General features: G+C 58.2%; 11 protein-coding genes. 5 read left to right on the plus strand and 6 right to left on the minus strand.

What is annotated here, in order from left to right; all coding sequences use genetic code 11:
• The first annotated feature begins 65 nt into the window (after positions 1-65).
• The 3 genes from ABNF92_RS09815 to ABNF92_RS09825 all read left to right on the plus strand — a co-directional run bounded on the left by ABNF92_RS09815 (position 66) and on the right by ABNF92_RS09825 (position 2,605).
• Positions 66-605 carry a TRAP transporter small permease subunit gene (locus ABNF92_RS09815; RefSeq protein WP_153634439.1) on the plus strand — a complete coding sequence of 180 codons (540 nt, stop codon included), beginning with the start codon at positions 66-68 and terminating at the stop codon, positions 603-605.
• Entirely contained in the window at positions 602-1,912 is a 1,311-nt protein-coding gene (locus ABNF92_RS09820; RefSeq protein ID WP_069182586.1) for a TRAP transporter large permease subunit, read from the plus strand. Before ABNF92_RS09815 ends, ABNF92_RS09820 begins: the two co-directional genes overlap by 4 nt.
• A gap of 99 nt (positions 1,913-2,011) precedes the next feature.
• Positions 2,012-2,605, plus strand: coding sequence for a hypothetical protein (locus ABNF92_RS09825; protein ID WP_349342031.1), 594 nt, complete (start codon positions 2,012-2,014; stop codon positions 2,603-2,605).
• A gap of 92 nt (positions 2,606-2,697) precedes the next feature.
• Here the strand turns inward: ABNF92_RS09825 and ABNF92_RS09830 are convergent, their stop codons facing one another.
• The 3 genes from ABNF92_RS09830 to ABNF92_RS09840 form a co-directional block, all read right to left on the minus strand.
• Positions 2,698-4,095 carry a sodium-dependent transporter gene (locus tag ABNF92_RS09830; RefSeq protein WP_349342032.1) on the minus strand — a complete coding sequence of 466 codons (1,398 nt, stop codon included), beginning with the start codon at positions 4,093-4,095 and terminating at the stop codon, positions 2,698-2,700.
• Between the two features lie 166 nt (positions 4,096-4,261).
• Positions 4,262-5,836 carry a PAS domain-containing methyl-accepting chemotaxis protein gene (locus ABNF92_RS09835; protein WP_349342033.1) on the minus strand — a complete coding sequence of 525 codons (1,575 nt, stop codon included), beginning with the start codon at positions 5,834-5,836 and terminating at the stop codon, positions 4,262-4,264.
• Positions 5,837-5,986: 150 nt separating this feature from the next.
• The gene (locus ABNF92_RS09840; RefSeq protein WP_153634245.1) at positions 5,987-6,859 is read right to left on the minus strand and encodes a carboxylate/amino acid/amine transporter; all 873 of its coding nucleotides are present in this window, start codon (positions 6,857-6,859) and stop codon (positions 5,987-5,989) included.
• An 85-nt stretch (positions 6,860-6,944) separates the two neighbouring features.
• Between ABNF92_RS09840 and ABNF92_RS09845 the strand changes: the two genes are divergently transcribed.
• Positions 6,945-8,366 (plus strand): MATE family efflux transporter, encoded by a 1,422-nt coding sequence (locus ABNF92_RS09845; RefSeq protein WP_349342034.1) that lies wholly within the window; start codon positions 6,945-6,947, stop codon positions 8,364-8,366.
• Here the strand turns inward: ABNF92_RS09845 and ABNF92_RS09850 are convergent.
• The gene (locus tag ABNF92_RS09850) at positions 8,330-9,340 is read right to left on the minus strand and encodes a GGDEF domain-containing protein (RefSeq protein ID WP_153634243.1); all 1,011 of its coding nucleotides are present in this window, start codon (positions 9,338-9,340) and stop codon (positions 8,330-8,332) included. The genes ABNF92_RS09845 and ABNF92_RS09850 overlap by 37 nt on opposite strands.
• Positions 9,341-9,621: 281 nt before the next feature.
• Here ABNF92_RS09850 and ABNF92_RS09855 point away from each other — a divergent pair, with 281 nt between their 5' ends.
• Positions 9,622-10,746, plus strand: coding sequence for an HD domain-containing phosphohydrolase (locus ABNF92_RS09855; RefSeq protein WP_069182580.1), 1,125 nt, complete (start codon positions 9,622-9,624; stop codon positions 10,744-10,746).
• Between the two features lie 27 nt (positions 10,747-10,773).
• Here ABNF92_RS09855 and fghA read toward each other — a convergent pair whose 3' ends face one another.
• Entirely contained in the window at positions 10,774-11,616 is an 843-nt protein-coding gene (fghA, locus tag ABNF92_RS09860; protein WP_069182579.1) for an S-formylglutathione hydrolase, read from the minus strand.
• Between the two features lie 30 nt (positions 11,617-11,646).
• Positions 11,647-12,078 (minus strand): CBS domain-containing protein, encoded by a 432-nt coding sequence (locus ABNF92_RS09865; RefSeq protein WP_008176998.1) that lies wholly within the window; start codon positions 12,076-12,078, stop codon positions 11,647-11,649.
• Between the last annotated feature and the right edge of the window lie 106 nt (positions 12,079-12,184).

A 12,184-nucleotide genomic window follows, 5' to 3' on the forward strand; every position in this document is an offset into this window, starting at 1 on the left:
CTTCGACTCCGGCCTTTCTTTCCCCGAACCAAACCAGCATCCCGTGGGAGATTGCCGTGAGTGTGATGATCGCCGCATTCATGAGGGGGGTTACCCGTCTCAATGATTTTATCGGCCGGTGGGTGGCCCTCCTCATTTTCGCGATGTTCGTGTTCCTGCTTCTGGAAGTTGGCTTCCGTTATCTGCTCAACTCCCCCACGGTCTGGACCAACGAGCTGACCCAGATGCTTTTCGGCATCTACGCGGTGATGTCTGGCGGCTACATCATGGCCCATCGGGGCCACGTAAATGTGGATCTGTTGCATTCGCACCTGAAGCCCCGCAAGCGCGCGGCCCTGGACATCGTTACCTCCCTGGTCTTTTTCATTTTCACGCTTGCCCTGCTGTGGTTCGGGATCGACATGGCGCAGGAATCCATGTCCAGCTGGGAAACCTCCTATTCGGCGTGGAATCCCCCCATCTGGCCGGTGAAGCTGGCCATTCCCGTCGGCACCGCTCTGCTGGTTCTGCAGGGACTGGTCAAACTGCTTGAAGACATCGCCGTGGCCTTTAACCTGGATTACTACACGCCCGAAGAAGCCGAGTCTGAAGGAGATCAGCTGTGAGCATTGAAGCCCTGACTCTCCTGTTTTTCGGTTCGCTGCTGTTTTTCCTGCTGCTGGGCCTGCCGCTGGCGTTTGTTCTCGGTGGCGTATCGGTGGTGTTCCTGTATTTCACCTGGGGCTTCGACTCTTTCTATATGGTGGCCTCGCAGATCTGGGGCACCATGGAAAGCTTCACCCTGGTTGCCATCCCTCTGTTCGTCTTCATGGCCATGATTCTGGAGCGTACCGGTGTCGCCCGGGATCTTTACCGGATGATGCACCTCTGGTGCGGCGGCCTGCGAGGCGGATTGGCTCTGGGCACTCTTGGCATCTGTGCGGTGTTTGCTGCCATGGTCGGCATCAGCGGTGCTGCGGTGGTGGCCATGGGCACCATCGCCCTGCCGTCGATGCTGGAACGGGGCTATGACAAAAACATGGCCCTGGGCGTGATCAATACCGGCGGCGGCTGGGGCATACTGATTCCGCCCAGCATCCTGATGATCCTCTACGCCCTGATCACCGGCGTTTCCGTTGGCCAGATGTTTGCTGCCGGCATCATGCCGGGCATCCTGCTGATGGTGCTGACCGCCATCTATATCCTTGTGCGTTGCCACCTGCAGCCGGAACTGGCGCCGGCGCTGCCCAAGGAAGAGCGAGGCACCTGGCCAGAGAAGTTGCGGGCTCTGCGAGCTGTGCTGCTACCTATCGGCGTTGTCGTCATGGTTCTGGGCTCGATTATCGGCGGTATCACCACCCCGACCGAAGCCGCTGCCATGGGCGTTCTGGGCGCTCTCATCTCAGCGGCCGTCTACAAACAGTTCAAGTGGAGCATCCTGAGGGAAGCGGCAATCCGCACCTTCAAGCTCACCGGCATGATCATGTGGATCCTGTTTGCCGCCCATGCCTTCAGCGCCGCCTACCAGAGCATGGGCGCCCAGGAACTGATCGAGGGCCTGATGAACATGGTGCCCGGCGGGCCCTGGGGCATCATCATCGCCATGATGGTAATTGTGTTCCTGCTGGCCATGGTGCTGGACCCCGTGGGTATTATGCTGATCACCCTGCCGGTGTTCATGCCGATCGTGGAATCCCTCGGTTTCGATCCGATCTGGTTCGGCATCCTGTTCGTGATCAACATGGAAATCGGCTACATGACGCCACCCTTCGGCTTCAACCTGTTCTACCTGAAGGGCATCGTGCCGCCGTCGATCACCATGAAGGATATCTACAAGTCGATCATTCCCTTCGTGATTGTGGAAATCATCGGCATCATCCTGATCATGATCTTCCCGGAAATTGCCACCTGGCTGCCGGAGCTGTTGTTCTGAAGCTGAAATAACAGCACAGTTGCCAGGCAAAGCGGGTAAGCGCTAATCTCGTGGGACTTCCGGACAAAGGAACCGGAAGCCCACACAAGGAGAACAGCCATGCATAACCCGCAACGACAGCCGATGCTGGTGTTGAACAGCATTATCCTCACAGCCGTTTTTTTTCTGCTTCCACTACTCCCTACCGACAGCCACGCCGACACCCTGTCCGACCAGAAAGTGGCTTCGTTTATCGAAAGCGTTCGGGCGGCACAAACACTGGCTCCGGAGTTTGAGGAGCTGGAGCGTCAGATGGACAACCAGAACGAGAGCACCATGCCGGATTTCTCCCGGATCGTGTCGGACTCCCTGGAGCAGATGAAAGGCCATGAAGCCTATGGCCGCCTGGAAGACGTGGTGCAGGATCACGGCTTCGACAGCCTGGAATCCTGGGGTGCCACGGGCGACCGTGTTTTCCAGGCCTGGATGGCCATCGAAATGGCAGAGCAGAATCCTGCAGCGAGACGAGAGATGGAGGCCACACTGGCCGAGATGGAAAACAGCCCGCACATGACGGCCGAACAGAAAGCCCAGATGCGCGCCATGATGGAGAGTGCGATGGGTGCCATGCAGAGCGCGAGCAATGCTCCGGCGGAAGATATCGAGGCGGTGCGCCCCCATGTGGAGGCACTCAGGCAGCTAGGCGAAGAGTAAAAAGCACTCCTGAAAACAAAAAGCCCGGCAGTGTGACTTGCCGGGCTTTTTCATTGCCACGTTGCATTCAACCGTAAAGCTGATCCCTCGGGTCAGGACATCAGGTTGTAGACAAACACGATGGCAACGGCGAGGGGCGTGACAAACCGGATAAGGTTGTACCAGAGGGTAAAGGCGCCACCCTCCAGGGCCAGATCCGTTTTCAGAGACTCCTTCGCCACGAACCAGCCCACAAACACCGCCGTCAGCAGACCAGAGAGCGGCAACAGCACATTCGCGGTAAAGAAGTCCAGCAAGTCAAAGATGGTCTTGCCTTCAAAGCGCTCGAACATGGCCAGCGGGGCCACATCGGACCAGAGATTGAGCGACAGAATCGAGGCAATCCCCAGCGCCCAGCAAAGCACACCAACCAGGATGGCACTGCCTGTTCGGGCCAGGCTGGTCTTTTCCTCGACCCACTCAACCACCGGCTCCAGCAGGGAGATACCGGAAGTCCAGGCGGCGAACAGCAGCAGAATGAAGAACAGGGTGCCAAACAGTCCACCCATCGGCATGTTGCCGAAGGCCAGCGGCAGGGTCTGGAAGATCAGCCCGGGGCCGGCACTGGCTTCCAGGCCATTGGCGAACACCACCGGGAAAATGGCCAGGCCGGCCAGGAGCGCGACGACGGTATCCATGATGGCCACGCTTACCGCGGTGCGGCCGATGGACACATCCCGACCCAGATAGGAACCGTAGGCCATCATGATGGCCATACCCAGGCTGAGGGTGAAGAAGGCGTGGCCAAGGGCAATCAACACCCCGTTAAAGGTCAGGGCGCCGAAATTCGGTGTGAACAGGAAGCTGACGGCCTCGCCAAAATGACCTGTCGTGGTGGCATAGCCAACGGCTAACAGAAGGAGAATAAACAGGGCCGGCATGAGGATGGTAACGGCCCGCTCAAGACCGCCTTTCAGCCCCTGGGAAACCACAAGGATCACCAGCGCCATAAAGACGGTGTGCCAGAGCAGCAACTGACCCGGGCTGGCCAGCAGGCCACCGAACAACTCACCAATTGAGTCTGCAGTACCGCCGGTGAAGTCACCCATGGCGGCATGCCCCACGTAGGACGCAGCCCAGCCACCAATCACCGAATAAAAGGAGAGGATCACGAAGGCCGCAATCATCCCGATGATGGCCGAAATCCGCCAGCCCGGGGCGCTGAGATTGCGCTCGGCCACCAGACGCATACTGGTGATGGGGTTATGGCGGCCATTCCGGCCGATAAACACTTCCGCCATCATGATGGGAATACCGATTACGGCGATACACAGCAGGTAAACCAGTACAAAGGCGCCACCACCGTTTTCGCCGGTAACGTAGGGAAACTTCCAGATATTACCGAGACCAACGGCCGAACCGGTTGCCGCCAGAATAAACGCCAACCGGGAGGACCAGAGACCGCGGGTGGCCCCTGAACCGTTGCCCGAAACCGAGTTGGACTGAGTCATGTTGTGTTCCTGTGCTTTCAGCTGAGGAATGGCTTTAAAAAGGGCGAGCCACGGACTTGCCGCGGCAATTGGGGCGGGATTCTGCCAGCACTGACGCTGTGATGCCAGTGCTGGCGAGCTCCCGAGCCGGCTGGGTTCCGGCGTGGGGCAAGGAAGATAAAGCTAACTAGCCGTTTTTGCTGATAAACCTGCTAATCAGGTCTTTCAGGCCACGGGACATAGTGCTGAGCCGGTCACTGCTCTGCTTGGCAGAGTCGGCCTGGGCGTCACTGTGATCGGCCAACTCGGCAATGTTGGTGATCTGGCGATTGATCTCGTCCGACACCTGACTCTGCTCTTCAAAGGCCGCAGACATACTGATAAAGCTGTCGGAAATGGTCTCGATCGAGGTCACGATATCCTTCAGGGAGCTCTCCGCCTCCCGCACTTTCTCAAGCCCCTGACCTGCCACGGCTTCGCCGTCGCGGGTTGCCTGGACCGCGGAATCCACCTGCTGGCGGAAGTCGTCGATCACATTCTGGATACGCACAGTGGATTCCCGGGTCCGACGGGCCAGTGAGCGCACTTCATCCGCGACCACCGCGAAACCGCGGCCCTGCTCTCCGGCACGCGCCGCTTCGATAGCCGCGTTCAGTGCCAGGAGGTTGGTCTGCTCGGCAATCTCGGAAATCAGGTTGGCGGCCTCACCGATGCTGTTGGTGGACTCACCCAGCTTGCTGATTGTCGAACCAATGCCGTTTACGCGGGTGACCAGCTCCTCAATAGCCACCAGTGCCTCGGCGCTCCGGTCGCTGCCCACACCCGCCAGGCGATTAGCCTCCTCGGCTTCACGGGCGTTGCTGGTTACCGACTCCGCCACTTCCTGGATCGAGGCGGTCATCTCATTGATGGCCGAAGCGGTCTGGTCAGTTTCAGCCCGCTGCCGAGCGATCGCCGCTGCGCCATCGCTGATATAGCCGTGGGAAGCACGTGCCTGCTCGTAGAGCAGCTCCGCCTGGTCATCGATACGCGCCAGAGCTGTGCGAACCCTGGCCTCTTCACTGACCAGCAACAGCGACAGCTGCGAGAACAGCCCCCGCTCGTCACTGTAGGTGCGGGCGACAATGGGATCCCGGAAGGCATCGGGGCGAAGGTCCAACAGCCTGCGCAAGCGGGCAGCCAGGGAACTGAACACCAGACCGAAGCCCAGGGCATGACCGATCACAATCAAGCCCGCTGCCAGCCAGGGCTGGTCGAGCTGAAGCGCACCCAGGCTCAACACCAGAGAGACCAGGAATGGCCAGCCGGAGCGAAGCATGGACAAGGCACGGTTGCTGAACGATGAGGTCATCTTTCCGGCAGAGATCTTGGCATACAGCCGCTCAGCACGGGCAATCTGATCGCGGGTGGGCTCGACCCGCACGGATTCATAGCCCACCATCTGGCCGTTCTCACGGATCGGCGTAACGTAAGCGCTGACCCAGTAGTGGTCGCCACTCTTTGCCCGGTTCTTGACCACACCCATCCAGGCCTTGCCGGCCTTGAGGTAATCCCACATATCCTTGAACACAGCCTGGGGCATGTCCGGATGACGAATAATGTTGTGGGCCTGGCCAACCAGCTCTTCCCGTGAGAAGCCACTGATTTCCTCAAACTCGTCATTGCAGTAGGTGATAACGCCCTTCAAATCCGTGGTGCTGATCAACCGCCCGCCTTTTCGCATCTTGATTTCACGCTGGGTTACCGGGAGATTCTTACGCATAAACGGACCTTCTGACTCGAAGCTGACCAAGGAAAATGAAACAGGCGCAAAGAGTAGCCCCTGATGAACACCATTGATATTCATCAAAAGTTACCCTGCGTATGGGAGTTTAACGGCAGAGGGTGACGGAACCTTAGTGCGTGCAGTTACTTATGTCGAAACAGCCAGCCGTGCCCGGGGATGGAAACGGGCGTTTACCCACAGGGAGAAGACGATAACCCCGCCACCGACCGCCAGCCTCAGCAGGTCGGCATCACGGTTCCAGATCAGCAGATTGACCACCAGGCCCGCAGGCACCAGGGCATTGTTCATGATTGCCAGAGTACCGGCATCCACCACGCAGGCACCGCGGTTCCAGAGGAAAAGGCCGAGGCCCGAGGCAGCAAGCCCCAGCCACGCCAGGATGCCCCACTGCACCGGGGTGGTGGGCAGTTTCTCGGCGTTACCGAAAATGAGGAAGGATGGCAGCGCAATGATCAGGGCGCCGAAGAAAAAATAGCCGAAGGTGCGGTAAGCAGGCATGCCGGTAGGGTAATGCTGCATGACATGCTTGTATCCCACCTGACCGGCGGCAAACGTAAAATTCGCCACCTGCAGCAACAGGAAGCCAGTGATAAAGTCCTCACTGAGCCCATCGTAGCGTATGATACCCGCGCCAACAGTTGCGATGGCCGCCGCGAGGAGCGCCACCGGTGAAAACCGGCGAAACAGCGCGTCATCCAGCAGGGTCACATACAGCGGGGTGAAAATCGTGAACAGCAGCACTTCCGGAACAGTCAGGTAGCTGAAAGACCGGTAAAGACACAGGTAGGTAATACCGAACTGCAACATGCCGGTTACCAGGATGCCCAGCTTCTGTCCCGGAGCCACGCCACGCCAGCGGGTGAACGGCAAAAACACCAGAGCACCGAGCAGAACACGGCTGAGCACCGCAAAATCGCTGTCTACCTGGCCGGCCAGAAATTCGCCGATCAGACTGAAAGAAAACGCCCACAGAACGGTAACAAAAACCAGAAGTCCCATCGCCACTGCCATCTGTTGTGATCGAGGCGCGTACTTTAACGGTTTTGGGAGAAACTTGCAGTGCAGAAGCACCGGATAGCACCCAATGGATGAAATCCACCAGCCATTACCGGAACCCAGGCAGCCTCTGGTGGCCCGAACCCTCACCGAGTGGCGAACCCTCGCCATTCTGGGCGGGCCGATCCTGATTGCGCAGGTCGCCCAGATGGCCAACGGCGTGATCGATACCATCATGGCCGGCCACGCCAGTGCCGAGGACCTGGCTGCGGTGGGTATTGGCAGTAGCCTGTGGATGCCCCTGTTCCTGTTTTTCATGGGCATGCTGGGAGCCCTGCAACCCATCATTTCCGGCTACAACGGCGCCCGGGAGGTTGGGAAGATCATGCCCGCCACCTGGCAGGGGCTGTATCTTGCCGCCGCCGGGTCCGTGATCATGATTCTGTTGCTGACCCACGTACACCCCGTGCTGGCGCTTCTGAACCTGGAGGCCAACACCGCACGCATTACCCAGGGCTACCTCAATGCCTTCGCCTGGGGTATTCCTGCCCTGCTGTTACTGACAGCACTTCGGGGCCTGACCGATGGCCTCGGGCACACCCGCGTGATCATGGCCTTCTCCGTGCTCAGCACACTGATCAACCTGCCGATGAACTACATCTTCATCTACGGCAAGCTGGGGCTGCCGGCGTTTGGTGGGGTTGGCTGCGGATGGGCCACTTCCATTTCCAACGGCGTCGCGGCAGTAGCCTTGCTGGTGTATCTGAACCGCAGCCGGGTGTACCGCCAGTTCCACCTGATTGCCGATTGGGTCAAGCCGGATCTGGCAGGCATGCGCTATATCCTCGGCATCGGCGTGCCCATCGGCTTTACCATTTTCGTTGAGGCCAGTCTGTTCTCGGTGATCGCCCTGTTTCTGGCTCCCCTTGGCCCGGTGGTGGTAGCCGGCCATCAGATAGCGCTGAATGTGGTGTCTTTGCTGTTCATGCTGCCATTGAGCATAGGCATGGCATTGACGCTGCGAGTCAGCTTCCTGATGGGTGCACGGGCGCCTGCCACTGCAAGGCTGATCTCCCGCAGTTCCCTGATTCTCGCCGCCGCCACGGCGCTGGTTTTTGCAATACTGCTGTTTGTGTTTTCACGGGAAATCGCAGCACTCTACACCAGTGATTCAGAGGTTCAGGCGGTGACCGTGAGGCTTCTGATGTTCGCTGCCCTGTTCCAGATTGCCGATGTTATCCAGGTAACCTGCATCAGTGCATTGCGTGGCTACAAGGACACCCGTATTCCGATGTTCATCATGCTGTTTTCATTCTGGGGTGTAGGCCTGCCACTGGGATATCTGCTGACGTTCACAGACTGGCTGGTGCCGGCCATGGGCGCTGCCGGTTTCTGGGTGGGCCTGACTGGTGGACTGGCATCTGCCAGCATTCTGTTGGGCTGGAGACTGTTCCTGTATGCGCCTGATAACAGTCAGACGGCATCGGCTGCCGGTTCCGGCGCCTCATGAAGATCCGCAAATACGATCCGGTCCCGACCGGTTTCCTTGGCTTCATACAGTGCTGCATCAGCCCGGGCCAGCCAGCTGTCGACGCCCTCGCCATGGCGCAGCAGCGCCACGCCAAACGACGCTGTGACGGCCCCACCGGGGTGTTTCATATATTTGCGCAGCACCTGCTGCAAGTTATTCATTACCGCCTTGAGGCCGATACCATCCACCCCTGGCAAAAGCAGCACAAACTCCTCGCCGCCGTACCGGAACAACTGGTCTGATTTGCGCGTGTTCTGTTTCAGCAGGGCCACAAGATCAGTCAGCACGTCATCGCCGACACCATGCCCATGCTCATCGTTGATTCTCTTGAAATGATCGATATCCAGCAGAACCAGGGCATAGGGCAGTCCGGTGCGCTCGGCATTCGCTGCAGCCAGATCCAGTTCCTGATCCATGGAGCGCCGGTTCTTGATACCGGTAAGCGGATCAATCGTTGCCAGATGCTCCAGACGCTCCCGCTGATCATGATTCCTGTGAGCAAACACATAGGCACAGGCGCTGACCACAAACGCCGTTGAGGCAAAGGACCACATCTGGACATCAGAGCGGAAGGCACCGCCATGAATCATGAGTACAACGACGGAAGCGACGTTCAAAAACACCGCGATACGGGGGTTGGCGAGAAAGAAAGTAGTTACAAGACAGGGATAAAGCCAAAAAAGCCCGGGTTCGCCCACCACGGCACCAACTGTTACCGCACCGCTGCAGGCAATAACCGCAAGCACCAGGCCGCTTCGACGGGTATCCCCACTGGCCCACGCGTATATCAGCGTGATAAGAATGCCGACGAGAATTGCCGTGTCGACAGAACCCGCAAGGGTATTGCCCTGCATAAAGCGCATGGCAGCGAAAGGCGTAATGCCCAAAATCGCGCTAGCGCCCAACAAAGTAATGATCGACAACCTGAAATCGGTCTTAAGGCGATGAAGCATTCAGCGTTAATTTCCATCAAAAAAACTATTCTGTATCCCAGAATAGCGCAATCAATTTGAATGATCGTTACGAAGCAACGATTCTTTACACATTGTCCTTCAAAAAAGACAAAGTGTGAACGCATGCTCATTTTTTTGCATCAGAAAACAGTAGCAGCCGTAAAATCAGGTAAAACCATACCGCCCCATACTCACAGAATTGCGGCTTCAGTGGAGGGCCATGGGCATTCGGGGTTACACTTGCAAAGCTACATAACTAACCTGTACCCGAGACACCTGTTTTGACCGAACTTGTTCGAATCGCTCCCGGCGCGCTGACCATCGGCCGCCCCCTGCCCTGGGATGTCTATGACACCGACGGGAATATCCTGTTGCGCCAGGGCTACGTGATTCAGACCAACTCCCAGCTGGAACAGTTGTTCGAACGGGGCCGATTCAAACCCCGCAAGATAGAGCGTCCCCAGGAAGAGGTCTTCGAGGATACACGGGATCGCAACCCGTTTGCCGATTACCCGGATCTGCTGCATTCCCTTGAAGCAACCCTGAACGCCATCACCGAATCCGACCCCTCGGCACAGAAACGCCTGCTGGGCCTGGCCCGGATGATTGAGCGCACCTGCACCGAGTCACCCGACGCAACCCTGGCGCTGGTTCATCTTTACTCGATCGGTCCGGTCATTCACGAGCAAATCCTGTTCTACGCCATTTTGTGCCAGTTCATTGGCCGTCAGTTCGGCCTTGAGGAGAGCCGGGTTGCCGTACTGACTGCCGCGGCCCTGACGGCCAATCTTGCACTGGTGCCCATTGCCGACAAGCTGAATGCGTCCAACACGGTCCTCAACGACGAGCAACGGAGCGTGATTCGCAAGCACCCGCAACGCAGCATCCAGGCCCTCAGGGCCGCAGGCATCGACAACAAGCTACTGCTCACCATCATCGCCCAACACCACGAACAGGCTGATGGCAGCGGCTATCCAAAAGGCCTCAGTGGTACCGAAATACGGCCAGAAGCGGAAATTCTGGCACTGGCAGAGCGCTACGTGGCCATGATCACCAAACGGGCCTACCGGCAGCGCATGAACGTGGCCAACGCCCGCAAGTTGATTGCCAATCTTGCAGACGGCAAGTATCGCCCGGCCATACCCAAGGCCCTGCTGCAGGTTCTGGGCGAGTTCCCGCCCGGCATTCTGGTTCGGCTGGAAAACAACGAAGTGGGCGTGGTAACTCGCCGGCCAGTGCGGGCCCGGGGGCCATTCGTTAAAGCCATTTTCGGCCCTCGCGGCAACCGTTATTCCGGCACTTTCGAGCGGGATACCAGCGAGCCTGACTTTGGTATCCAGGCTCTCGAGGAGCCCGAAATCATGCCCTCCATGGACTTCAGCCTGGTCTGGGGCTTCCGCTCCTGACCTGCTTCATCCTCCGATAGAGCCTGCTCAAAGACCCAGTGCTTCGGCATGATGATCCAGGTGATCATCAATAAACGAGGCAATGAAGAAATAGCTGTGGTCATAGCCCCGATGCATGCGCAGGTTGATGTGATGGTGGAACTTTTCACAGGTATCTGCCAGAACATCCGGGTTCAATTGACTGTCCAGGAACTCATCCGCCGTGCCCTGATCCACCAGTAGCGGCAATCGTTCGCGGGCGGTCGGGATCAGCAGGGTGGCATCCCATTCTTCCCAGCTACGAGGATCATCCCCCAGATAGCCCTTGAAGGCTTTCTGGCCCCAGGGACATTCGGTGGGGTTGGCAATGGGTGCAAAGGCAGACACCGAAGCATAGCGGCCGGGGTTTTTCAGGGCGCAGATCAAGGCACCATGGCCACCCATGGAATGACCGCTGACAGATCGTTTGTCCGTAACCGGCAATTCGTTCTCGATCAGCTGCGGCAATTCCTTCACCACATAATCATACATTCGGTAATGGGGTGCCCAGGGTTGCTCGGTGGCGTTGATGTAGAAACCGGCTCCGGAGCCAAAATCGTAACTGTCGTCCTCGCCCGGCAGGTTTACCCCACGGGGGCTGGTGTCCGGGCACACAATCGCCATGCCGAGCTGTGCAGCCCGTTTCTGGGCACCCGCCTTTTGCATGAAATTCTGGTCGGTGCAGGTCAGGCCTGATAGCCAGTAGAGAACCGGCACCTTCTTCGGGTTGGAGCTCACTGCCACGGGCGGCAGGTACACCGCAAACTCCATGTCGCATTCGAGGGTAGCGGAAGTATGCCGGTAGCGGCGGTGCTCGCCTTCGAAACAGACGTTCGTGGATAGGAGTTCCATAGTGTCCTCAATTCAGAAAATAGGTGTGTTTCAGTCCAGGGCACTGGCGTGCTTTGGCGGCTCCAGACCGAAACCGGTGCGCGCCAGCTCGGCCAGGATAGCAGTACGGGTGACAATACCAATCAGTTTGCCGTGATCCACAACAGGGTACACCTTTGGCTTGCCCGCACCGAGGTTCTGGGCAAGATCCACTACGGCCATCTCTGCCGAAATCGTCACCGGTTTCCGGAACATGACGTCGTCAACAAGTGGATCGCCCTCACGGTGATAGCCGCTGACCAGCAGGGCATGGATACAGTCCTGCTCGGAGATGAATCCGATAACATGGCGCTGGTCATCAACAACCGGAAGGCCGGTTACGTGATTGTGGAGCAGCGTCTTCACCACCTTGGTGAGCTGCGTGCCACAGCGGACCGGCTCGATGTGGTTCCACATGACATCTGACACTTTCAGTGAACGCATGGGCAGATTCCCTCCCCTTGTTGGATAGTCGCCATTGCTATGAGCATAGGCAATCACACCCGAATCCACCAATTTTCCCGGGCCGTCGGTTTACACGGAAAGATAT

It is taken from the genome of Marinobacter sp. MMG032 (assembly GCF_040112695.1).
GTDB lineage: Bacteria > Pseudomonadota > Gammaproteobacteria > Pseudomonadales > Oleiphilaceae > Marinobacter > Marinobacter salsuginis.